21 protein-coding genes, 1 tRNA gene and 1 pseudogene are annotated in these 22,168 nt (G+C 52.6%); 10 read left to right on the top strand and 13 right to left on the bottom strand.

Annotation, left to right across the window (positions count from 1 at the left end; all coding sequences use genetic code 11):
- The coding region (locus MK323_08820) for a site-specific integrase (GenBank protein ID MCH2482266.1) at positions 1 to 312 on the top strand (312 nt) is incomplete at its 5' end.
- 5 nt (positions 313 to 317) lie between these two features.
- Here MK323_08820 and MK323_08825 read toward each other — a convergent pair.
- Positions 318 to 394 (bottom strand) — tRNA-Arg (locus tag MK323_08825).
- Between the two features lie 178 nt (positions 395 to 572).
- On the opposite strand from MK323_08825, the gene MK323_08830 reads away from it, so the two are divergent.
- On the top strand, positions 573 to 887 hold the full coding sequence (locus tag MK323_08830) for a gamma-glutamyltransferase (protein ID MCH2482267.1): 315 nt from the start codon (positions 573 to 575) through the stop codon (positions 885 to 887).
- A gap of 98 nt (positions 888 to 985) precedes the next feature.
- On the opposite strand, the gene MK323_08835 is transcribed toward MK323_08830, so the two are convergent.
- Together MK323_08835 and MK323_08840 are read right to left on the bottom strand one after the other, a co-directional pair.
- A complete protein-coding gene (locus tag MK323_08835) occupies positions 986 to 3,076 on the bottom strand; it encodes a metallophosphoesterase (protein MCH2482268.1) in 2,091 nt (696 codons plus the stop codon).
- 308 nt (positions 3,077 to 3,384) lie between these two features.
- Positions 3,385 to 3,864 carry a GFA family protein gene (locus tag MK323_08840; protein MCH2482269.1) on the bottom strand — a complete coding sequence of 160 codons (480 nt, stop codon included), beginning with the start codon at positions 3,862 to 3,864 and terminating at the stop codon, positions 3,385 to 3,387.
- An 800-nt stretch (positions 3,865 to 4,664) separates the two neighbouring features.
- Between MK323_08840 and MK323_08845 the strand changes: the two genes are divergently transcribed.
- The 4 genes from MK323_08845 to MK323_08860 all read left to right on the top strand — a co-directional run bounded on the left by MK323_08845 (position 4,665) and on the right by MK323_08860 (position 7,202).
- Positions 4,665 to 5,138, top strand: coding sequence for a MaoC family dehydratase (locus MK323_08845; GenBank protein MCH2482270.1), 474 nt, complete (start codon positions 4,665 to 4,667; stop codon positions 5,136 to 5,138).
- Positions 5,139 to 5,628: 490 nt separating this feature from the next.
- Positions 5,629 to 5,895 (top strand): hypothetical protein, encoded by a 267-nt coding sequence (locus tag MK323_08850; protein MCH2482271.1) that lies wholly within the window; start codon positions 5,629 to 5,631, stop codon positions 5,893 to 5,895.
- Positions 5,896 to 6,037: 142 nt separating this feature from the next.
- The gene (locus tag MK323_08855) at positions 6,038 to 6,379 is read left to right on the top strand and encodes a TusE/DsrC/DsvC family sulfur relay protein (GenBank protein ID MCH2482272.1); all 342 of its coding nucleotides are present in this window, start codon (positions 6,038 to 6,040) and stop codon (positions 6,377 to 6,379) included.
- A gap of 589 nt (positions 6,380 to 6,968) precedes the next feature.
- Positions 6,969 to 7,202, top strand: coding sequence for a hypothetical protein (locus tag MK323_08860; GenBank protein MCH2482273.1), 234 nt, complete (start codon positions 6,969 to 6,971; stop codon positions 7,200 to 7,202).
- Positions 7,203 to 7,403: 201 nt separating this feature from the next.
- On the opposite strand, the gene MK323_08865 is transcribed toward MK323_08860, so the two are convergent.
- Positions 7,404 to 7,736, bottom strand: a complete 333-nt coding sequence (locus MK323_08865; protein ID MCH2482274.1) for a GYD domain-containing protein — start codon at positions 7,734 to 7,736, stop codon at positions 7,404 to 7,406.
- Positions 7,737 to 7,879: 143 nt separating this feature from the next.
- Here MK323_08865 and MK323_08870 point away from each other — a divergent pair, with 143 nt between their 5' ends.
- Together MK323_08870 and MK323_08875 are read left to right on the top strand one after the other, a co-directional pair.
- A complete protein-coding gene (locus tag MK323_08870) occupies positions 7,880 to 8,665 on the top strand; it encodes an SDR family oxidoreductase (protein ID MCH2482275.1) in 786 nt (261 codons plus the stop codon).
- A 224-nt stretch (positions 8,666 to 8,889) separates the two neighbouring features.
- Positions 8,890 to 9,258, top strand: coding sequence for a cupin domain-containing protein (locus MK323_08875; protein ID MCH2482276.1), 369 nt, complete (start codon positions 8,890 to 8,892; stop codon positions 9,256 to 9,258).
- 98 nt (positions 9,259 to 9,356) lie between these two features.
- On the opposite strand, the gene MK323_08880 is transcribed toward MK323_08875, so the two are convergent.
- From MK323_08880 to MK323_08915, 8 genes and pseudogenes are all read right to left on the bottom strand, one after another.
- The gene (locus MK323_08880) at positions 9,357 to 11,027 is read right to left on the bottom strand and encodes an acyl-CoA dehydrogenase family protein (protein ID MCH2482277.1); all 1,671 of its coding nucleotides are present in this window, start codon (positions 11,025 to 11,027) and stop codon (positions 9,357 to 9,359) included.
- Between the two features lie 212 nt (positions 11,028 to 11,239).
- Positions 11,240 to 11,356, bottom strand: a pseudogene (locus MK323_08885) (ribulose bisphosphate carboxylase small subunit).
- 64 nt (positions 11,357 to 11,420) lie between these two features.
- Positions 11,421 to 12,314: a bifunctional 5,10-methylenetetrahydrofolate dehydrogenase/5,10-methenyltetrahydrofolate cyclohydrolase gene (locus MK323_08890; protein ID MCH2482278.1), complete on the bottom strand. Its 894-nt coding sequence runs from the start codon at positions 12,312 to 12,314 to the stop codon at positions 11,421 to 11,423.
- 189 nt (positions 12,315 to 12,503) lie between these two features.
- A complete protein-coding gene (locus MK323_08895; GenBank protein ID MCH2482279.1) occupies positions 12,504 to 13,154 on the bottom strand; it encodes an HAD hydrolase-like protein in 651 nt (216 codons plus the stop codon).
- A 26-nt stretch (positions 13,155 to 13,180) separates the two neighbouring features.
- Positions 13,181 to 13,420, bottom strand: coding sequence for an Lrp/AsnC ligand binding domain-containing protein (locus MK323_08900; protein MCH2482280.1), 240 nt, complete (start codon positions 13,418 to 13,420; stop codon positions 13,181 to 13,183).
- Between the two features lie 23 nt (positions 13,421 to 13,443).
- Positions 13,444 to 14,463 (bottom strand): anthranilate phosphoribosyltransferase, encoded by a 1,020-nt coding sequence (trpD, locus tag MK323_08905; protein ID MCH2482281.1) that lies wholly within the window; start codon positions 14,461 to 14,463, stop codon positions 13,444 to 13,446.
- Between the two features lie 43 nt (positions 14,464 to 14,506).
- Positions 14,507 to 15,481 carry a quinone oxidoreductase gene (locus tag MK323_08910; protein ID MCH2482282.1) on the bottom strand — a complete coding sequence of 325 codons (975 nt, stop codon included), beginning with the start codon at positions 15,479 to 15,481 and terminating at the stop codon, positions 14,507 to 14,509.
- A 71-nt stretch (positions 15,482 to 15,552) separates the two neighbouring features.
- Positions 15,553 to 16,707 carry a Xaa-Pro peptidase family protein gene (locus MK323_08915; protein MCH2482283.1) on the bottom strand — a complete coding sequence of 385 codons (1,155 nt, stop codon included), beginning with the start codon at positions 16,705 to 16,707 and terminating at the stop codon, positions 15,553 to 15,555.
- A gap of 149 nt (positions 16,708 to 16,856) precedes the next feature.
- Here MK323_08915 and MK323_08920 point away from each other — a divergent pair, with 149 nt between their 5' ends.
- Together MK323_08920 and MK323_08925 are read left to right on the top strand one after the other, a co-directional pair.
- Positions 16,857 to 18,053 (top strand): MFS transporter, encoded by a 1,197-nt coding sequence (locus MK323_08920; GenBank protein ID MCH2482284.1) that lies wholly within the window; start codon positions 16,857 to 16,859, stop codon positions 18,051 to 18,053.
- A 108-nt stretch (positions 18,054 to 18,161) separates the two neighbouring features.
- Positions 18,162 to 21,272 (top strand): error-prone DNA polymerase, encoded by a 3,111-nt coding sequence (locus tag MK323_08925; protein MCH2482285.1) that lies wholly within the window; start codon positions 18,162 to 18,164, stop codon positions 21,270 to 21,272.
- 4 nt (positions 21,273 to 21,276) lie between these two features.
- Here MK323_08925 and folD read toward each other — a convergent pair whose 3' ends face one another.
- A complete protein-coding gene (folD, locus tag MK323_08930) occupies positions 21,277 to 22,158 on the bottom strand; it encodes a bifunctional methylenetetrahydrofolate dehydrogenase/methenyltetrahydrofolate cyclohydrolase FolD (protein MCH2482286.1) in 882 nt (293 codons plus the stop codon).
- Positions 22,159 to 22,168 lie beyond the last annotated feature (10 nt).

Raw genomic sequence — 22,168 nt, forward strand, 5'->3', positions numbered from 1 at the left:
GCGAAAGTAGGAGATCGGGTCAAAGATGTAAGGACTTCATTTGCGAGAGCCTGTAAACAGGCCAGAATTGAAGACTTTCGCATCCATGACCTGAGGCATACCTACGCCAGTTGGCTTGTAATGGGCGGTGTATCGTTATACGAGGTGAGCAAACTGCTTCGTCATTCTGGTATCAAGATGACAGAGCGTTACGCTCATCTGGCACCAGAGTATTTACACGATACAGTAGCAAATCACGGATTCTCAGCACATTTTCAGCACACTGAAAATCTGATCAAAGCAGTGGTGGGCAAAAATGGCTTAAACACTTAGGAAACTGGCGCGCCCGAAGGGATTCGAACCCCTGGCCTCTGCCTCCGGAGGGCAGCGCTCTATCCAGCTGAGCTACGGGCGCCTCTAAATTAGTCCTACAAAAGACCTTAAAACTCAGGCAGCGACTCCGTGCAAGTTTACCTGAATGGACTGGAGAGGACTCTAAGGGACCCAGTTTCAGCACATTTTAAGCACACGAAGATTTAACCTTCGAATCAATCTAAATCGGTGCCCCCGGAGTTGATGCTCAGGTGCAATCTATGCTTCAGGTCTTTCTCAATATTTTCCATTTTGGTATGGATATCCAGCAAGTAATCGACGCACCGCGCATAACCTCACACAGTTTCCCGTCTTCCTTCGCCCCCTTTCGACATTTCCCCGCGGTGGTAAGCCTGGAGGGTCGCATTGACGAAGCGGTCCGTCAGGAACTGGAGCGCCGAGGCCACCGCCTGGATATATATCCTGACTACACCAGGAATGCTGCGGCGATTGAGGTCATCGTAGCGAAACCAAAGCCGGGATTTATCCGGGCCGGCGCTGACCCACGCCAGCCAGCGTACGCAATCGTACGATAGGGTCCCTGAATAGGCCACGATGCGGGGCGTAGATACCCTCAAACGGCGACCAGCCAATCACAGCGTCAAGTCGGGCTATCCCGTATCCGCCGACAGTTCTAACCCGGGATGATCAGGACAGGAAATGTTACGCCATTGCTCATGGGTACGATGACGGAGACAGTATTGTCATTTTCCACCGCTACGGGAGCAATTTCTCCGCTGCCCAAATCGATCTGTTCACCATGGGCAGCGCCGAAGGGAACTGACAGTTCCGTCGCATGCGTGTCGGGCAGGGCAAGCACGATGGTCCCCTTGCCGACCTGAAGTTGGATATAACGTCCGCCGGGACATTCACCCACTGCGCCTGCACTGATCTCGCCGTCCACCCTGTTTAAAGCCGCGTTCAGGTGTCGCACCAGATGGAACCCGGGGCGTGGATTAAACATTCGGTCCAGGACGCCGGTCCGTGGGAAATAGCCTCGGTCAATGTCGACGAAAGTATCGGCGTAGACGGTGACGTTGTCGAAGGCCGCGGCGGCGGCCATGGCCTCGGCGATGCGGCTGACACTCAGATAGTCGTCGGCTGTTTCCAGGGCCGGGTTAGCGCCGAACATGCGCAGATGCACGGAAGCGGCGACGCCCAGGTCCGTGGCGATAGCGCTGGCCGTGGCGGCTGTCGCCCAGGGTGACATTTCCAGTGTCAGCCGGAAGACCAACCCGCTCAGTGCACCGGAAAGCTCCGGACGGGCCAGGGCATCGGCCATCTGGTCCCTGTCATCGGCCAGGAAACCATGATTGATGGCATGGTAATATTTCCCCGCTTCACTGCGTTGCTCATCGATGGATCTGAGCCGCGAGAGATAGACGGGTACCTCGACGGCCCGCGCTATTTCGCCGACGCCGCCGATATCCCGCTCCAGGACCTCCCAGTTGAGACCGATCTCCCAGGCCGAAAAAATGTCCTGGTGTGCGGTGATCAGGTCGCGGTGGCGCGGGGAGGGGTTGCCGAAAGAGAACAGGGTGAATTCGTGGCCGTGGGACTTCAGCATGCGCAGGCGATCGATGTTATCTGGTGTCTGTAGATCCTGGAATGGGATCCGAATCTTCTTGACCCCCATTTCCCAAAGCGCCATCAGCGGGTAGTCGTTGCGAACTTGCTTGCGGTCAAATTCATCGAGGCCACCGGTAGGCGGGATCTCGACAATCTCCATCCAGTTCTGGCGCATGTCGAAGCCGAAATCGCCGCGCCTGTTGAGGCGCGGGTGCACGGGAGCGATGCACGATGGCCCGGCTACGACCGGCGAGCCCAGTGCGGCCTCGTTACCGTAGGTGCGGACGACATCGCAGACGTGACCTCCCTCGTGAACGTGGACGATGAAATAGCCCAGTTTCGGTTTATCATTTCGGCCGAATTCGCTGCCCGGGCCGGGGGAGATTCGGTACATCTCGCTGTAGTCCAGCCGCACGAAAGCTGTCGACGGCAACAGGTAGCAGTCCGTTTCGCCATGGCGATAGAACCAGAAATTGTGCACGTGGCCGATGAAAAGGGCCTCGACGCCATACTTTTCCAGGAGATTCAACATCCAGGTGCGGCCCGGCTCACCGATGTTGTCGTAGTTCTCTTGCTCGTCGGGTTTCGAGAAATAGGGCGGATAATGGCTGTGCAGGAATATGCGCTTGTCTCTGTTGGCTGCCAGGTCGGTTTCCAACCAGGCCCGTTGCTCCTTCTCAGCGGCGAAACCCGAATTGATGATCTGGGCGTTGACGATGATGAAGTGGCAGCCGTCATGGTCGAAGGACCGATACTGGGCACCGAAGTGTTCATCCCAGAGCGCCAGGTAGTCCTCATGGATGCGGGCTGCCGGGGCCCAGTCGTTGGGCTTGTCGCCGACGTCGTGGTTGCCCGGCGTCAGGTAGAGAGGGTGGTTCAGCTCTTTGGCCTGCTCATGAAATCGCGCCGCCGCGGCGGCGTAGAGGTCTGGGATGGCAGGCACTGGGTGAACCAGGTCGCCGACGTTAACCACGAAGGCCAGATCACGGGCATTCAGATCGCGGATCACGTAGCGCATACGTCGGTTGGCCAGGCGGTTCACCTCAAAAGGGGAATTACAGTCGTCCTCGCCCTGGTTTACGTGCGTGTCGGTGATTACACCGAAACTGAACAGGCGCCGGCCGAGCGTGTCGGGGTTCAATGGTTCGATGGTCATGGATGACTTCCAATTTGAGTCGTGGAGAGAGACCTATACCGCATATGAAAATACCTTACCCGCCGGATCCTGACTATGTCTCGCAGGAATCAAAAAGGAACCTCTAATCGCTAGAGATCAATCCCAGTTTTCAGTGGAACGATCCACTGGCCCCGCGCCTACTATCGGGACTCACGCGTCTATTAACACAGCTGTGTTATAGGCGCAATATTGGTGTATGAAACGTATGATTGCCATTGGTTTATCGGTTCTGATACCGAGAACGTGATCCGCTGTTTTCTCGACCTGGCGCCGTTTTAACCTCTGGTTCAGCGCTCCGTTCCAGCCGGTGGACCTTCCGTTGCCGGGCCGTGGCGGCTGGGTTCTTCGCCGTCGCCATCCAGGCCGTGATAGCGGGGCAGATCGTCGGCGACGTCGAACCAGGCGATCCGTCGACTGTGGTACCAGTGCAGGCTGGGAACGTAAGCGTCGGGATCGTCGAAGGTGCTGATGTGAAACTCGATAGTCCGGGGGTCGTCTTTCTCGCTCTCAATGGTCAGCGGGGTTCCGCATTGGTCGCAGAACGCCCGCCCCACCCCCGGCGAGGACTGGTAGATCTTGCGTTCCCCTTCCGTGAACCGGACCTTGTCGGCCTCGAAAATTACCAGCGTGACGACCGGTGCGCCGTTGTGCCGCCGGCAATCCGCACAGTGGCAATGGCCGGTGACCACAGGCTCGCCCATGGCCTGGAAACGTACCGCGCCACAAAGGCACCCGCCGGTCCCTGTTTCAGGTCTGTCACCCTTCATCGCAGCAATCCTCCGCTGAATCGGTACCCAAAGGAAATCACGTCGAGCGGCACAGAGCAAACGACTCATTCAACAGCCTCAGCCAGAAGCGGACATTCAGGTTTCGCCGTTCGACTCGAGAGAATAGGAATTATATACAGTCAATCAGCGCCATTGGTGAAGTCTCCAACGGGTGAACTGGACTGGCTCGGGCGATAGTCACGGACATCGACTGGGCCGGCCATGGTGGTGGTGACTTTCCGTTTGTGAGGCTGTGAGATAGGGGCAAGAGGGTTACGGGCAGATCAAAGAGGAACCCTAATCCCTACAGATCAATCCCCGTTCTCAGTGGAACGATCCACTGGCCCCTTGTCTTGTTATCGGGACCCATCGATCAGCACACAACCCTGTGCGAGCTATCCGCTGAACCGTAGGTTTGCAAGGTCGTTTAAGCCATTCTGGTGCATGTATTAAGCAATGGACCCTGATTCGACTAAAGCACGCACGAGAATCCCTAGTATTTGGCTAGAACATAGGCTTTTTACTCTAAAGACCCATGATTCAAGGGCTCAGAAAATGGCTTATTTACTGGGTTGTTTCGATAGTCCCGGTTTTAAGAATCGAAGCAAACAAACTTCAGTTCCATCCTAAACCTTATATTTATGGAGATTCCAGTATCTGTCCGTCTGTACCTTTGTCTTCCTGTCAGCCTGGCGTTTCACCAGATCCTCTGCTCTGGTTGCCCCTCTGTAACAGGAATAAGATAGCGGTAGGAAACGCTTCTGCTCGATTTTTTGCTACCCTGACCGCACTCATGGAGGATGAATAAAGTGAACTTTCGATATGCCGAAGACTACCAGGCGGGGGATGTATTTGACCTCGGGACGTACGATGTTACGCGAGAAGAGATCATAGAGTTTTCGCGAAAGTACGATCCTTTCCCATTCCACATCGACGACCGGGCGGCTCAAGAAACCGTTTTTAAAGGCATCATTTCCAGCGGATGGCTGACAGCTCTGATCTGGCTTCGGCTAATGCATAAGGCGTTCCTATGTCATGAGACAACCTTAGGTTCGCCTGGCCATGAAAAAATGAACTGGCCGACGCCCGTGCGCCCTGGGGATAAATTGAGTGGGCAGGTCGAAATTGAGGAGAGCCGGGTGTCGGTAAGCAAACCCGACTTGGGCTTTGTCCGCTACACCTCCACGTTAAAGAATCAAAAGGGTGAGGACGTCTTCGTCACGACAAGCACTTTGATTGTGAAACCGCGCCCCGCACCAACGGAGGACAAGTAAGGATTCGTCTAACGATGAAGGCAGACAGGTTTGCAGCTTTAGTGCGGTGCTGGGTTTAAGATAGCGGGATGAATCGCTTGAAAATATAGGAGATCAAAAATTAACCTTTGCGTAGTATCTCAATACAACTGTACCGTCGATGAATTTGAAGCTATGGTTAAGGAAGGTGAAGAAGAGACCTCTGCCTTCATTACTGATTATGAATTGGTCAAAGTCAACGACCACAAATCAATATTGCTACTGAATTGCATGGATATGGAAGCTTTCCAAGCTCTTATGATTTCGCCTGAGATGAAGCAATGGGATGAAGAGAACGGATGTGTAGACATCGTCTACTCGATGAAAAGAATAAACTAATAAGGAGATTTATGAGGTCACCTAAGCTAACATTGACGATAGTATCGGCAATTCTAGTACTGACTGGATTGGTGTTTATCGGCTTGCTGAGCAAATTACCAAAGAGATTTGGCCGGAAGCTGATGCCTACGCAATGAATATTGGCGTCGTCATGCGTTATATCCTAGGGGCATCGGTTATTGCGAGCGGCTGCATACTTTTTCAGGCACGGGGAGTCGAAGAACGGGAAAGCGTTAAGAAAATTCTATTGGGTGCTGCGGTAGGATTTGCTGTTGTTTTTGCAACGATGGTGTTTTTGCGCGTTACAGGCAAAAATTTTGTTCCGCCACCACCTTTTGTCATAACAGCAGTTATTTCTGGTTTGTGTTTTTGGTCGGCGTTTAAGGTTAAAAGCGGCTGACCGCAACTCTAGACAAAGCAACCGGCACATACAGATGAAACACATCTACACATTCCTCTATCTGTTCCTGCAGAGAGGTTTACAGTTTTAATGGGCTGTTGGGAATGAGATGGTGAGATGAAACGACAGGGTACTATTCAGAATGAGTGATGACTCGACAACACCAAGCCTGACCGAATTTCCTTATGCGCCCGAAAACTGGTCACCGCATGACTGCAAAATCATTGCTGACGATGAAGGGATTGATCTGACTGCAGACCATTGGGCAGTGATTCAATGCCTGCAGGAGTACTTCGCCCGGAACGATGGACACGTAAATGTCCGGAAAATACAGGATGCCCTGCATGAGAGATTCCACCATATTGGCGGGCGGCGAAGATTGTTTGAGATAATTCCGGGTGGGCCGGTGGCACAGGGATGCCGACTTGCTGGACTTAAACCTCCGCCGGGGAGCGTGGACCCATCTTTCGGCAGTGTTTATTGAAGAAATTAAAACTGTGTTAATAGAACATAAGCGGCGGTAACCCAGTATGCCTCTAGAGTGCATCCAACTTAATCCGGCCAGGCCATCGATCACCTGTAAGTTCCTTATCTGGGCTACATGGTCAAAGAACCAACGTCGTTACCGTGTCGAACAATCATCTACCGACTAGGTCGTACGTTCACCTTTCGGCACCGTCGGCATTCTCTCTTCTCAACAGCCCCGCCCCGACCAAAGCTACTGGTAACACTGATAATGCGGTAGTCGTGTACACCCGCCAGGCATAACATCCACCCGGCAAAATGCCGTGCACTGTTTTTTTGCGTTGGAGGTAACTGATTCACACCCACCCTCCATTCCCAATAGACTAATTAAGAGGTTTAATTGGTTATATTAAACCTTAATAACCTGAGTTGTTAACGAAGATTTCAGAGGCGTATGGATGTGCAGAAAGAACACCGTTTATACCCCTAAAACTATACCGTTTTAGGCCAGGGGTGTGCATCAATCAGCGGTTTTAGGGGGTTAAGTGGTTAACTCTTTAGATACATTCGGTATGATTTGAAATCTTACCCATAGAGGAGGACAAGTGATGGAAACTGATGCGGTAACCATCCTGTACGGAAAGGATGGCACAGGCGGAGTAGCAGGTCATATCAGAGAGGAGACAACGAAAATCATCCATAACTACTTGGATGATTTGTCTATTGGAGAAGTGGTAGACATACTTTCAGAGATTTCAGAGGCAGACGAGTTTCCTGACCTTGTCATTGACTGGTTTGACTTGATAGAAAACTATATTGAGGCAAGACACCAAAGTGAATGACCTTATCTTGGACCCATTTAATGCACCGGGTGTCATGCTTTGTCTGTCTTCGCTGATCCGATTTAGTTCTTGGCACAAATCTGAGAATCTGTAACCCTACCTACGAAACTGAACCACTCTTCCTAAATTTACACAGGCCTTGCTATTGCAGAGCCTTAATCCGAGCAACGCCTAAGCAAACCACCCAACAAAATGCCGTCGCTATTGGCCAGGCGCACGATATAGTCCAGTCAGAGTACCGGCTCTTTCCGCCGCCTTCACCGCATCGTCGATCTGAATCAGAGCAGTAGTACTGAGATCCGCGATTGCACCAGAAGAACCAGCCGCCATTGAAACTGTGAGCGCATCGATATCGGCTGGAAATTCCGTAATCATAATTCCATCGGAATCACCCAGAGTGTAATAGGCATCGATCAGTTTACCGCCAGCTGCCTCAATCAGCGGTCTAATAGCTTCTATTCTATTTTCGGGCTTCGACACGAGGCCTTTGACCGCCTCTTTAGAATACGTAAATTTGTGCAGATACCTTGGCATGATGTGATCTCCTTAGAATTGTAGTTCTGAATAGCAAACTATTCAGCATCCCAATCGGGGTCTATCAGTGAATCAATAGCTGATACAGAGTTGATATACTGTGATGGACTTCTGATGAGGATTGAATCGTGCATGCACCTGATATGAAAGACAAGGTTGTTATCGTTACGGGCTCTGCCCGGGGCATAGGTCAGGCCATAGCCGAGCGTTTTGCAACTGAAGGTTCACGAGTGGTTCTGGCTGATCTCGATAAAGACGGAATCGAAAGCGTAGCGGGGAAGATAGTTGCTGATGGTGGTTCAGCTATTCCAGTGGCTACCGACGTCGCGATCGAAGAACAGGTCGATGCCCTGTTCGACACCACACTAAACGAATACGGCACTGTTGATGTGCTCGTTAACAACGCGGGCCTTACATCGCCGGTCAAGCATATCCTGGAAGTAGACAAAGCCTGGTGGGACAGACTGATCGGAGCCAATCTTACGGGCACTTTCCTGTGTGCACGTCGGGCAGCCCACATCATGGCACGCAAGGGGGAAGGCAGCATAATCAACATGTCATCCGGCGGAGCGACCAAAGCACATCGAGCTTTTGTCGCCTATGACGCCTCCAAGGGCGGTATAGAGGCAATGACACGTGCACTTGCGTTGGATCTGGGGCCTTATGGCGTACGTGTCAACTGTTTGGTACCCGGGTTCATTGACACCTACGGGGCCAGTGTGGAAGTTCGGGAAAAACAGGGCGCGATTGTGCCGCTGGGCCGTATGGGTGAAGCTGCCGACCTGGCTGGCAGTGCTGTGTTCCTGGCCTCATCGGACGCTGCTTACATCACTGGACACCGCATTGTGATCGATGGCGGCGTCCTCGTTCAGCAGCGCTCTGCCAATGTGGACACTTTTCCACCCAGCCAGTTTCCCAAGCTGGACTAAAGGATTATTAATTCCCTCCGGAAACAACATAATGGTGAGAAGCTGTCCCGGCTCAACTCAATCGCCAGTAACCGAAGATGTCATCGTGTCCAGAGTTGCTTTAGGTCTTACTGGTTCTGTAAAGCCGCTATTTCCTAAATGTGGTAGTCTAGTGGGACACGATCGTATACAAGTGATCTTTAGTTCAAAACGTTCCACAATTTTATTTAGCAGAGGAAGTTTGCATGACTACACTAGAAAAGAAATCTTTTGATAACCCCGATGACACTAAAGCTCCCGACAAGACTCTCGCCCAAACGGTTAACTTTGGAACCGTCGCCGCATCAAGAATTACCGTACAACCCGGCTGGAGCTGGTCAAGTTGCATCAAGCCGATGGTCGGTGGTGACAGTTGCCAGGCAGGGCATGTCGGAATGGTTCTAAAAGGCTCACTCCGGGTTCGGCATGACGATGGCACTGAGATTGTGGTAAATGCCGGCGACGCCTACTCGTTCGCCCCGGGTCACGATGCTTGGGTCGAGGGTGATGAGGAGGCTGTAGTCTATGAGTTCAATAACACGGGCAAGACTTATGCCGTTTGGGAACAAGCCTAGAATTTAGTCTGAATGACAAAAACCCCGCAGTGCGGGGTTTTTTTGTACTGCGCCCACCTTACGTTTCCTACTGTACGAAGCTGTTTCTAAATCTGCTATTACCCGACGGGCAATGCTCGTTCAAGAATCAAATTGAAATCCGTACCGGCTGGTAAAGTGCCGTAACTACCTAGCCAGTGGGACCCAAGCCGAGTGGCGCAGAAAGCATCCGACACCGGAGTTGGTGCATGCTGCACTAGAAGCGTAGCTTGTAATGTTAAAGCAATCAGTTCAGTCAACTGTCGTGCCCGCGTTTCCAAATCTTCAGGGTCGCCAAGTTCCGCAACCAACCTGTCTATGGCAACATCCAACAGAATGTTTTCATGCCGTACGGATTCGAGTTCGGTCAGAATCGCTGGGATGGCTGCGGTCTCTCTAAACATGGCCCGTAATACATCCAGGCACATGATATTTCCTGACCCCTCCCAGATACTGTTCAGTGGTGCCTCACGATAAAGACGGGGCATGATCGAGTCTTCGATATAACCTGGGCCCCCAAGGCATTCAAGGGCCTCAACACAATGAGCCGGTGCCCGCTTGCAGATCCAGTACTTACCGACAGCTGTGACAATGCGCGCAAATGCCGCTGCTTGCTCGTTCTCGGCTGATTCATCGATTGCGCGACCAAGTCGCAATGTCAGTGCCAACGCAGCCTCCGATTCAATCGCGAGGTCAGCAAGCACATTGCGCATTAAGGGCTGATCAATGAGCTTTTTATTGAACGCAGCCCGGTATGCTGTGTGATGCATGGCCTGCACCAGCCCTTGGCGCATCAGGCCAGCAGAACTGGCACAACAGTAGAAGCGAGTGCCTCGCACCATTTCAATGATTGTCGGGATGCCCCTGCCCTCCTCGCCAACCATCAATCCCCAGGTATCCTGATATTCCATTTCTGAGGAGGCATTTGACCGGTTACCGAGTTTATCTTTGAGTTGCTGTATAAAAAGGGCGTTACGTTCACCATCCGGTCGCCAGCGTGGAACCAGAAAACACGACAGACCATTATCTGTGTAGGCCAGTGTCAAAAATGCGTCGCACATCGGCGCCGAACAGAAGTACTTATGTCCAGTGAGGTAGTATTCAGCGGCCTCCCCCGTCTGGACACCCACAGGAATGGCTCGAGTAGAGTTAGCCCGCACGTCTGAACCACCCTGTTTCTCAGTCATGAACATGCCCATGGTGGCACCGGTCTTTTGGTGTACCGGAATATCGCGTGGGTCATATTTTTCTACCAGCAATCGGGGAATCCATTCATCCCCAATGACTGGTGTCATCCGCAACGCGGGTATTGCTGCATAGGTCATTGCCATGGGGCAGAGCACGCCACCCTCAGCCTGGGTAAACAGGTAAGTCAACGCCGCGTGTGCAACCTGTCCACCGGACCGCGGATTTTTCCAGGCAAAACTCGGAACATCATTCTCGATCGCCAAGGCCATCAGTTCATGGTAGGCCGGATGGTAGTCAACCTGATTAATACGCATCCCATAGCGGTCAAAAGCCCGCAGCTCGGGTGGATAACGGTTGGCAAGATCAGCCTTTTTGAACGTTTCGGCCGAACCGGTGTCCCTACCAAACTCGCTCAATCTTTCTTGCGCCCAACCAGCGCCTTCTCGCTCGATGCCTTCGTGAAGAGCCTGGTCATTCGACCACAGATCCTGGTCGCCAATATAAGGCGGCATATTTTCGACATCATGGGTGGGAAGGTTAGCAAGCGGTCTAGCGGGAATCATGGCTCTGTTCCAGGCGATTCGACAATAGGAAGACGTTGTAATTTACAGCGCTTCGAACACTAAGCAAAGTATAGCGTCGTCCCAGATCGGCAACGACTAGGCTGAACGATCCAAAGCTAACGGATTTCAGGCTGCGCTGACGAAACCCAGTTCACATCACTGCGCCAGCGCAGGGATTGTGTCGCTGGACTCAGACACATTGTGCAGGTGATCTAGACCAAGATCGGACCCCGGTGTATTACCATTGCGGTGCCTTGCGACTGCGCATAATTGTCGTAACCTACCAGTCGAACGTGATGACCCGGGTTATCCTGACGACAGGCGGTAGCTCCAGCTGGGCTGTAGATTCCTTATTCCCTACCCAACTGCAACATTGGGACTCGGTCGACACGTCTAGAGATGGCCGGTCATCTGCTCGCGGTATTGTTCCCTGAGGCGACCTGCAGCAACGACCGTATTGCGCATCAGCACGGCAACCGTCACCGGACCAACCCCCCCAGGGACGGGTGTAATCCAACCAGCGACTTCTCGGCAGGAGGTGTAGTCGCAGTCCCCGACGATTCTGAATTTGCCCTCATCATCTTTGACCTGATTGATTCCGATGTCGATGACCGCAGAGCCTTGACGAATCATGTCTCCTTTTAGAAGGCCTGGTTTTCCGACCGCAATCAAGACCGCGTCGGCCGCACGTGAATGCAACGCTACTTCCCGAGTCAGGTGATGACAGACCGTCACAGTTGCCCCTTCTGCCATCAACAGAAAGGCTATTGGTTTGCCTACAATCTCGGAGTGACCTATGACGGTCACCTCCAGTCCCTCTATCGACAAACCGGTGCCGCGAAGCAGTTCAACTGCTGCGATTGCTGTACAAGGGCCTAACTCGAGTTCCCGATACACGATATTTCCAATTGACGTCGGATGCATCCCTTCAACATCCTTAAGTGGATGAATCGTAGCCTGCAGGTGTTTAATCGGCAGATTTTCAGGGATCGGTCTTTGCAGAATTATCCCCGTTATGCGTGGATCAACATTCAAGTTGACGATTGCCGCATGAACTTCGGCTTCGGAAATATCGGGAGGAAAATATTTCTCTACAAAATCAATTCCGACTTTCGATGCATTGCGCTGCTGGTTACGAACATAACGGTCGACCGCAGAATTATCGCCGATCCGGATAGAGACCAGTGTCGGTGCCCAACCATCCTGCTTTAATGCATCGACATCAACAGCTACCCTCTGCAAGATCTCGTTGGCAACCACTTTCCCATCGATTTCAATGCCAGTCATAGCCTCACCTACCTTCTTGATTCACGCGGATGACAATCGGCCTTAGCCTGGAACAGTACAAGTCCACGCCAAAGACTAGACCCTGCAGATGTCATTGTAGAACCCGAATCACCTAAATCGGGAACTCAGTAAAGGAGGTCCAATATTGGGTTACCAACTCCTGTCCAGTGCACTTAATTCTGAAGCGAGCTAGATAGCTTGGGTATTCAAGTACTCCAGGAGTTCGGCGGGTGCATCAGAAAGGTGCCCGGCACGGACCTCTTTAAGTTCGCAACGGCTGCCGTAACCCCAGAGCACGCCCGTTGATTGAAGCCCGTTACTGTGGGCTGCCAAAATATCGACTGAACGATCACCGATCATCATCGAGCGGTCTGAAATCTCTGATGATTCCAATAACACTGCGATCTGCTGTGACTTGCTGATACCGATCTCCCCACCACTGACAAATCTGAAACACTCTGTCAGCTCAAACATCTGCAGTATCTTTTCCGCAATATCGTTTCGCTTCGACGTGCAGATACCAAGATTACAGCTCTGCAGCTGGTAGAGCCCATCAATAACCTCGCGCATGCCGTCATACATGACATTTTCGCTGAATCCAACCTCGAGGTAGCGTTCCCGGTACTTGTCCACCATGCTGGGTATCTGCCTTTCGTCGACATCAGCCGCGAGGTGGTAATACATCTGATCCAGCGGCAATCCGATCAGGCTCGAGATCTGTTCTGTCGAGCACGGCTCAAAACCGTGATGGATCAGCGCGTAATTAATCGAGCGGGATATCCCTACACTGGGGTCGCTGATTGTTCCATCAAGATCAAAAATGAGGCTATCGTAACGCATCCGGTTTTAGCCTCGGGCCCCGGGGATTACCCAAATGCGTTGAAGGTAATAATTGTCAGAGTATCCCGGATCCCTGGCACCGACTGGACTTGATTGTTCACAAAGTGTCCCACGTCACCCTCATCGGCTACATAACATTTTACGAGCAGATCGTAAGGACCCGATACCGAGTAGACCTCTGATACACCATCGATCTCCACCAGTTCTTCTGCCACACGGTAGGACTGACCCAATTCACATTTAACCTGGACGAATATAGTCTGCATCTAAGCTCTCCATGTAGTCAGCTTTACTCAAATTGCCGAGTATAGGCCGCCATCTCTTCAAGCTTTTCCAGCGCTGCCTTGGAATCCAGGATGGCTCTAGCCTCAGTCATACCTTCAGCAAGAGATGGCACGAGATCTGCTGCATAAAGTGTGGCCCCTGCATTTAGCATAACCATGTCATAAGCTGGACCCGGATTACCACCTAACGCCTGCCGGATCATTTCAAGACTCTGTTCAGCACTGTCGACACGAATCGAATCTAGAGGCTGAATCGTCAATCCAAAGTCGTCGGGTTTGATCGTGAAATCAGCTACGCCGCCGTCCTTGTATTCAGAAATACAGGTGGGCGCAGCGATGCTGATCTCATCAAGTCCATCCTCAGAATGAACCACCAGTGTATGCACACTCCCCAGATTTTCGAAGGACTCAGCAAGCGGCCGCACCCATCGTTCTTCATAAACACCAACCAGTTGCCATCCTGCACCAGCAGGATTGGTCAAAGGCCCCAACAGGTTGAAGATCGAGCGTACACCGATTTCCCGACGAGGCCCCACGGCATGTCGAGTGGCACCGTGATGTGTCGGCGCGAACATAAAGCCGATACCAACTGCATCGATCGTTCGACCAACGTTCTCAGGAGACAGTGCTATATTGACGCCAGCTGCTTCAAGCACATCAGCGCTGCCCGATTTGCCGGTCGCTGCCCGGTTACCATGCTTGGCCACGACAGCACCGCCCGCAGCCGCCACAAACGCAGCTGCAGTTGAAATATTGAACAGCCCAGCTGAATCTCCACCGGTACCCACCGTATCGACTACCTTGTCTACCGAGACTTCTACTTTCGCTGCATATTCACGCATCACCGTCGCGGCACCCGTTAATTCATCGACAGTCTCGCCTTTAATATGAAGCGCTACCAGAAACGCCCCGATCTGGGCAGGTGTCGCCGAACCATCCATGATAATCCGCATGACATCCTGCATCTCCACAGAATCCAGGTTCCGCGGCTGACAGGCCGCTCGTATGGCATCGTGCATATTCATGGTTTCACCCCCAACTGGCGCCAGTACAGCAGTCTGGGATAATTTAGGGAATCAGTACTGTGGCACCTGTGGTACGCCGACCTTCTAGCTCACGATGGGATTCTGCCGCATCGCCGAGTGTGTGCTCCTGATTGACCTCAACTTGTACAGCACCGGTAGAAACCACATCAAACAGTTCGAGTGCAGACTGAGTGAGACTCTCCTGTTCGGCAATGTAGTTAAATAACGACGGTCTCGTGAGAAACAGCGACCCTTTTGCCTGAAGCAGTGCCGGATCGATTGGGTCCGGTGTGCCGGACGAAGCTCCGAATAACACCATGGTCCCCAATGGCTGCAGGCAATCAAGCCCCTTAAGAAACGTATCCTTACCAACTGAATCATAAACCACGTTTACTCCCTTGCCATCCGTGATCTGATTCACTTGTTCTACGAAATCTTCCCGGGTATAGATAATAGTGTGATGGCAGCCATGTGCCCGGGCGAGGTCAGCTTTTTCTTCTGATCCTACCGTTCCGATGACCGTTGCGCCGAGATGACTCGCCCACTGACAGGCCATCAGACCAACACCCCCTGCAGCTGCATGAAAAAGAATGGTATCTCCGGCGCTGATGGCGTAAGTTCGCCTTAACAGATATTCGGTCGTCATTCCCTTGAGCATGATTGCGGCACCGACGCGGTCGGCTATTTCATCAGGCAACTTGACCACCCGGTCTGCTGCAATCAACCGTTCTTCAGCATAAGCACCAATAGGCGGTGCTGCATAGGCAATACGATCCCCTACGGACAAGTTGTTCACTCCATCTCCAACCGCCTCGACGACTCCTGCCGCCTCGAAGCCTGGCGTAAATGGGGTCTGCACTGGATAGGACCCGGTACGAAAATAAACATCGATAAAGTTCAGTCCTATGGCTGTATGCCTGACATGGACCTCGCCAGCACCGGGTTGTCCGATCTCCACATCCTCAAGGATCATCACCTCAGGGCCACCGGTGTTGTGCACACGTATTGCTTTTGTCATTTCTTTCTCCTAAAGCTTCCGCAAATTATGTCCGTTATTGTAGCGCGACCAACAAGCCCACAGCATGGAAGTCAGACCTGGATCACACCCCGTGGCATGTGATTAACCCGTTCACAGGCCCCTTCTGTAACGATTGCAGTCTCCCCCAGACACATACTCAGTCCAGTGCTGTCGTCGAGCAGTATCATATGCATAAAAAAGACCATTCCGGGTTCAAGCACCTGAGGATTGTCAGCCCAGATCATTGGCCAATCCATCCAGGTCGGAGGATAACTGATACCCACACTGTATCCACAGGCAGCGAGTGCCGCATTGGCGTAGCCACCACGTTCAAACGCATTCGCGTGGGCAGCATACAACTCGCCGACTGTGTTTCCCGGACGCAATAGGGCCTGACAACTCTCTAAGGCGTCAACACATGATTCATGCATTGCCTGCTGCCTGGGATTGGGGTCACCCGTAACAATGTTATACATCATGCAGGCATGGTAATGGCGGTAAGCAGCTGCAGGCTCAAATATGACCTGGTCGTTATCTTGAATGATTTCGTCACCCGTGTGATATCGACAAAACACCGCTGACTCCCCAGCACCCATCGGCCAACGGCTCGCCGATGGGTCACCGCCCCCCGACATTAAGACCTGCATCATGGCGCCATACACAGACTTGACCGTATTGCCGGGTTGAGTGTACTCAATACTGACCTCAAGCATCTCATCACACAGCGCACCTGCTTGACGAACATAATCGAGTTCTAAATTACTTTTCACCAGTCTGGCAAGCCGAACAGTGTCTGATGCATCAACCAGCGTACAGAAGTCTTGAAGTGCTGCATTCACGACCAGAGCTCGCTGACCGGTTAGTCCATAAGCATGATATTCAATACCAATGGTCTGATTTTCACAGCCGTAGTCGCGCAGCAGTTCCCGCAACTCGTCGGCGGGAGATGCTTGTTCGTGGTCAGTCCAGATACGGATATCAGGAATAATCGATGTTGCCCGGGATTGAATACGATCAGCAGACCGAGTCAGGAGTGCCATACGGCCATCAGCGCCAAGGTACATGGCCTGAAACATGGTGTAACCACTGGTATCGTAACCACTCAAGTAGTACATGCTTTCCTGACGAAAGAGAACCACGCCGTGCAGACCCTGCTGACCCAGAGCCCGTACTGCAACAATCAAGCGACGGTCGTATTCGCTGCGTGGAAAATGAAGGTTTGTCATCGGTATACTCCGTATCCTCGCTGTTCCTCAACGTACCTGTCTTCAGATCACCTCTGAAAAATCAATTCGACAGTGGGTCAAGACACAGACTGTTGGACGGATCACGAAATTCAATGAAGCGCCGATTGTGGCACAGGATGTCATCAACAATGTCCAATCCGTCTCAACAGAACCTTCGTGGTCTGGCGTCCACTCGAAACCTCCAAGGAATACTGGCAGTAGGACACCTCGCCAATGACTGGGCACCGGCTGCAATTTGGCTGCTGGCACCGGCAATCGGGCTTGCATTCGACCTGCAACCCTCCCAAATCGGCCTTCTGATCACGCTCCACTCGGTTGGCGCTGCACTGGCCTATCTGCCAGCCGGGATCCTCTCCGACCGGGTGCAACGACCGGGTCGGCTATTGCTGTTCACGTTCTGGTGGGTCGGACTAGGCTACTTTCTAGCGTCCTTTGCCCCGGATTTCTGGATCCTCGCGACAATGCTTGCCATAGCCGGTATGGGTGATGCCACATGGCACCCCATCGCAACGGGTGTTCTGGCGCGTCGTTTCCCCGCTCGCAGAGGTCTGGCACTGGGAATTCATGCGCTGGGTGGCACCCTGGCGGAAGTCTTTTCGCCTCTGGTGGTGGGCATTCTGCTGTCGGTGATGGACTGGCGATCGGCGCTCCAACTTTCAATCTTGCCACCACTAATCATGGGGGTTGTGTTTTATAGATTTCGTAACACCATCCCAGTTTCGAGAACCAGCAGCATCAGTAGGGTTGATCTGGTGAGTCTTCTTTATAGCTGGACCACCCGGAAAGGACTCGCTCTGATTACCGCCATAACCACCTACAACATGGCGCTCATTGCATTGATGACGATTTCACCATTGTTTGTTCAGCGCGAGCTCGGGTACTCAACCAGCGAGACAGGTCTGTTTTTTGCACTGGCGATGCTGGTCGGTGCAACAGGACAGCCCCTGGTCGGCCGCTGGTCCGACCGGATCGGGCGGCAGCGGGTATTTGTCTGCGGCTTAACGATTGCAGGCACGTGTGCCTTGCTGGCTGCAGTGTTTCCGTATCAAGGGTGGACGGCTGGCGTACTCATTGCAGCCATGGCAATACTCGTGGTTATCCGGTCCGGACTCCTCGCTATGGCTGTCGACTACTCTGGAAAGCGTGAAGCCACCACGTTGGGATTCGTTTTTGCTCTGATGGATGGTGTAGGTGCGCTCGGTGCGCTCACGGCAGGCTTTGTTGGCGATTTTGAACTCCGTTATGGCTTCGCTCTGGCAGCGGGTTTTTCTCTTATCAGCATTGGAATCACCGCTGTAACATTAAATCGGACAAGCGGGCGCTGATCAGCCCGATTTTATCCTTACCCGACATAGTCTCCAGCTGTATCCCTCGACTGACAGCCGGATCATTCAGTATACTGTATATATATACAGTATACTGAATATCACGCCATGCTGGAATATGCCGAACTCCACTGCCTGTCTAACTTCACATTCCTTCGGGGGGCATCTCACCCTGAGGAACTGGTTAAAAGAGCTCAAGAACTCGGTTACCGCGCCCTCGCACTGACTGATGAATGCAGTCTGGCTGGTGTGGTCAGAGCCCATGTTGCTGCTCAGGAACACCACCTGTCCCTGATTATTGGTAGCGAATTTTCCCTCGCTAACGGGCCTAAGCTGGTTCTGCTCGCCGCCAACCGGCACGGCTATCGCTCACTGACCCGCCTGGTGACTCAGGCACGATCCATTACCCCCAAAGGACAGTACCGACTTGTGACAGATGACATGACCCGCGAAGCGCTTGCCGACTGTCTCGTCCTGATGCTGAGCAGTCCGGAATCAACACCCGGCCACACATCTGCTGAATATTACAGAACTCTTGAACAAAATACTGGCTGGTTGGGTGAGCTCCTGCCAAACCGCATATGGATCGGTGTAGAACAACTTATCAATGGCCAGGATTCCCGGCAACTTGAGCAGCTTCGAAAAATCTCAAAGAAAACCGGGGTACCGTTGGTTGCAAGCGGTGATGTCCATATGCATACCAGAACACGACAACGACTTCAGGACACGCTTAACGCTATCCGCCTGGGTATTACTGTGCCCCAAGCCGGACACCAACTTTACGCCAATGCTGAGCGTCACCTTCGCAGCCTGCAACTACTGGAACGAATGTACCCGGCAGATATTCTGTCAGAAACTGTCGTTATTGCGGAACAGTGTGGTTTTTCTCTCGACGAGATACGCTATCAGTACCCGGATGAATTCTGTCCGGATCATCTCAACCCGACTGCATACCTTCGCCATCTGGTGGAAAAAGGCATGCGCCAGCGCTGGCCAGATGCTATTTCAGAAAAGATCAGGAAACAGATTCAGCACGAACTCTCATTGATTGAAGAGCTCAACTATGAAGCCTACTTCCTTACGGTATATGACATCGTACGCTTTGCTCGATCGCGCAATATCTTCTGCCAGGGGCGTGGGTCTGCTGCCAACTCTGTAGTCTGTTTCTGCCTGGGCATCACTGAAGTCGACCCCGCCCGAATGGAGATTCTATTTGAGCGATTCATATCGCGGGAACGCAATGAACCCCCCGATATCGATATCGACTTTGAGCACGAACGGCGTGAAGAAGTCATGCAGTATGTATACCGGAAATATGGCCGTGAACATGCTGCGTTGACTGCAGCTGTGGTGACCTACCGACCTCGCAGTGCCATTCGTGATGTAGGTAAAGCGCTTGGACTCAGTCTGGACCAGGTTGATCGGCTAGCACGAAATATCAGCTGGTGGGACGATGGGGAAATAACCCCTCAACGAGTGCATCAAGCTGGTTTCAACTCCAGAAATACTTTGATTTCCACCGTACTCGATCTGGCCAGCGAGATCATTGGATTTCCTCGCCATCTGTCACAACACACCGGGGGGTTTCTCATCTCCCGGGAACCTCTTTACAACCTTGTACCGGTTGAGAACGCTGCTATGGCGAAGCGCACTGTAATTCAATGGGATAAAAATGACCTTGACGCGCTTGGGCTGCTGAAAGTTGATTGTCTTGCTCTGGGTATGCTGACTGCTATTCACCGCGCCTTCGATCTGATTCAAAAACACCAGAACATTGCGTTAACCATGTCATCGATTCCAGCAGAAGACCCTGCGGTCTACGACATGATCAGCCGTGCCGATACCGTCGGTGTATTCCAGATCGAATCTCGAGCACAGATGGCTATGTTGCCCAGACTTAGACCGGCCTGCTTTTATGATCTCGTTATCGAGGTTGCGATCGTCCGGCCAGGACCTATACAAGGCGACATGGTGCATCCCTATCTCAAGCGACGACGGGGTGAAGAGCCGACCACCTATCCGAGTGAAGCGGTGCGTCAGGTACTTGAACGAACCCTGGGTGTGCCGATCTTCCAAGAGCAGGTTATAAAACTGGCGATGGTTGCTGCCGGCTTTACGCCCGGTGAAGCCGACGGACTGCGGCGATCCATGGCAGCCTGGCGCCGACAGGGCGGGCTTGAAAATTACGAACAGAAACTGATCAATGGCATGCAGAAACGTGGGTATGATGAGACTTTCGCTCGCAACATCTACCAACAGATTCTGGGCTTTGGCGAGTATGGTTTCCCCGAATCCCATGCTGCCAGTTTTGCACTACTGGTCTATATCTCTGCATGGCTGAAACATCATCATCCAGCGGCATTTACCTGCGCACTACTGAACAGCCAGCCGATGGGATTTTATGCTCCTGCGCAACTGGTACAGGATGCCCGTCGTCACAACGTTGTTATACAACCTGTAGATGTATTTTCCAGCAACTGGGACTGTACTCTAGAGAGAAAAAACGATCAGTTCGCTATAAGGCTGGGGCTTCGAATGGTAAAAGGATTCACCCGGTCAGGCGCACAACGACTGGTTCGACTCCGGAACCAGATATCTTTCCAGAACCTGCATGATCTTTCTCAACGAGGGGGGCTCAGTAAATCCGATCTCCAGGCACTGGCTGCAGCAAATGCTCTATCCAGCCTGGTAAATAGTCACCGCCGACGGGCATTCTGGGCAGTTTCAGGTCTGAAAGACCCTAACCCGATCTTTCAGAACATGCAGGTATCTGAAGGGTCCCCCCTGCTGCGCACACCGAGCACCGCTGAAGAGATTCAAGCGGACTATAGCAGTACCGGCCTCAGTCTGGGGCCACACCCACTGGTCCTGCTGCGTTCCGAACTGGACCAGCTGGGTATCTCCACAAGCGCTGAGATCTACCAGAAAACCAACGGCCAAAAAGCTCAGGTCGCTGGCCTGGTAATCACCCGACAACGCCCCGCCAGCGCCAACAGTGTGACATTCGTCACCCTTGAGGATGAGACTGGCAATATTAACTTGGTTGTGTGGAAACGCCTGGCTGAAAAACAGCGGCGGGAACTGCTTGGCGCACACCTACTCGGCGCGGTGGGAGAAGTTCAACGTGATGGTGATGTTTTACACCTGATTGCCTATCGACTACTTGATCACAGCAGTCTGCTGGCAAACCTTGCCAACCGGTCACGTAACTTCAGGTAGATCTCTATTCCACAGTGAAGTCGGCTCCATTTACCGCACAGGCTGCCTGAGCCGTATTGCGCAACAAACACGCAATCGTCATTGGTCCCACCCCACCGGGTACCGGTGTAATCGCGCCTGCCACAGCGCTCGCTGACACGAACTCCACATCTCCCACCAGCCGGGTTTTGCCGTTCTCACCATCGATACGATTGATTCCCACATCAATTATCGTTGCACCCGGTTTTATCCAGTCCCCTTGTATCATCTCGGCTCTACCCACTGCTGCAATGAGTATATCCGCCTGCCGACAAACATCGATCAGATCTTTCGTACGTGAGTGCGCGACCGTCACAGTACAGTGTGCCGCAAGGAGCAGAGCAGCCATCGGCTTACCGACAATATTGGATCTACCGACAATCACCGCATTCTGACCCGACAAATCACCGGCATGCGCACGCAGCAGCATCATACAGCCCAACGGCGTACAGGGGACCAGTCCAGGCTCACCAGTCGCCAATCGTCCGACATTGACCAGGTGAAATCCGTCAACATCCTTGTCTGGATCGACCGCATTAATCACGGCATGGGCATCGATCTGAGCAGGCAGCGGCAACTGAACCAGAATCCCATGGACCGCTGGATCACCGTTAAGCTGCTCGATCAGCGCCAGGAGATCGTCCTCGGTCGTCTTATCAGGCAGGCGGTGTTCGAACGATGCCATGCCGACTTCGACCGTCTGTTTACCCTTGTTTCGGACATAAACCTCACTGGCAGGATCTTCACCGACCAACACCACGGCGAGCCCGGGTACCAACCCATGGCTTGATTTAAGACCGCTCACAACATTCGCAACGCGTGCTCTTAATTCTGCTGCGAACACCTTGCCATCAATGATTCCGGCCAATGCAGTCTCT

The sequence above is a fragment of the Gammaproteobacteria bacterium genome (assembly GCA_022450155.1).
In the GTDB taxonomy this organism is placed as follows: Bacteria; Pseudomonadota; Gammaproteobacteria; order Arenicellales; family UBA868; genus REDSEA-S09-B13.

What these genes read in the sequence shown, in the direction of transcription:
- MK323_08830 (MCH2482267.1), top strand. Translation starts at nt 573, where the DNA reads ATGCTTCAGGTCTTTCTCAATATTTTCCATTTTGGTATGGATATCCAG.
- MK323_08835 (MCH2482268.1), bottom strand. Translation starts at nt 3,076, where the DNA reads ATGACCATCGAACCATTGAACCCCGACACGCTCGGCCGGCGCCTGTTC.
- MK323_08840 (MCH2482269.1), bottom strand. Translation starts at nt 3,864, where the DNA reads ATGAAGGGTGACAGACCTGAAACAGGGACCGGCGGGTGCCTTTGTGGC.
- MK323_08845 (MCH2482270.1), top strand. Translation starts at nt 4,665, where the DNA reads ATGAATAAAGTGAACTTTCGATATGCCGAAGACTACCAGGCGGGGGAT.
- MK323_08850 (MCH2482271.1), top strand. Translation starts at nt 5,629, where the DNA reads ATGAATATTGGCGTCGTCATGCGTTATATCCTAGGGGCATCGGTTATT.
- MK323_08855 (MCH2482272.1), top strand. Translation starts at nt 6,038, where the DNA reads ATGAGTGATGACTCGACAACACCAAGCCTGACCGAATTTCCTTATGCG.
- MK323_08860 (MCH2482273.1), top strand. Translation starts at nt 6,969, where the DNA reads ATGGAAACTGATGCGGTAACCATCCTGTACGGAAAGGATGGCACAGGC.
- MK323_08865 (MCH2482274.1), bottom strand. Translation starts at nt 7,736, where the DNA reads ATGCCAAGGTATCTGCACAAATTTACGTATTCTAAAGAGGCGGTCAAA.
- MK323_08870 (MCH2482275.1), top strand. Translation starts at nt 7,880, where the DNA reads ATGAAAGACAAGGTTGTTATCGTTACGGGCTCTGCCCGGGGCATAGGT.
- MK323_08875 (MCH2482276.1), top strand. Translation starts at nt 8,890, where the DNA reads ATGACTACACTAGAAAAGAAATCTTTTGATAACCCCGATGACACTAAA.
- MK323_08880 (MCH2482277.1), bottom strand. Translation starts at nt 11,027, where the DNA reads ATGATTCCCGCTAGACCGCTTGCTAACCTTCCCACCCATGATGTCGAA.
- MK323_08890 (MCH2482278.1), bottom strand. Translation starts at nt 12,314, where the DNA reads ATGACTGGCATTGAAATCGATGGGAAAGTGGTTGCCAACGAGATCTTG.
- MK323_08895 (MCH2482279.1), bottom strand. Translation starts at nt 13,154, where the DNA reads ATGCGTTACGATAGCCTCATTTTTGATCTTGATGGAACAATCAGCGAC.
- MK323_08900 (MCH2482280.1), bottom strand. Translation starts at nt 13,420, where the DNA reads ATGCAGACTATATTCGTCCAGGTTAAATGTGAATTGGGTCAGTCCTAC.
- trpD (MCH2482281.1), bottom strand. Translation starts at nt 14,463, where the DNA reads ATGAATATGCACGATGCCATACGAGCGGCCTGTCAGCCGCGGAACCTG.
- MK323_08910 (MCH2482282.1), bottom strand. Translation starts at nt 15,481, where the DNA reads ATGACAAAAGCAATACGTGTGCACAACACCGGTGGCCCTGAGGTGATG.
- MK323_08915 (MCH2482283.1), bottom strand. Translation starts at nt 16,707, where the DNA reads ATGACAAACCTTCATTTTCCACGCAGCGAATACGACCGTCGCTTGATT.
- MK323_08920 (MCH2482284.1), top strand. Translation starts at nt 16,857, where the DNA reads ATGTCCAATCCGTCTCAACAGAACCTTCGTGGTCTGGCGTCCACTCGA.
- MK323_08925 (MCH2482285.1), top strand. Translation starts at nt 18,162, where the DNA reads ATGCTGGAATATGCCGAACTCCACTGCCTGTCTAACTTCACATTCCTT.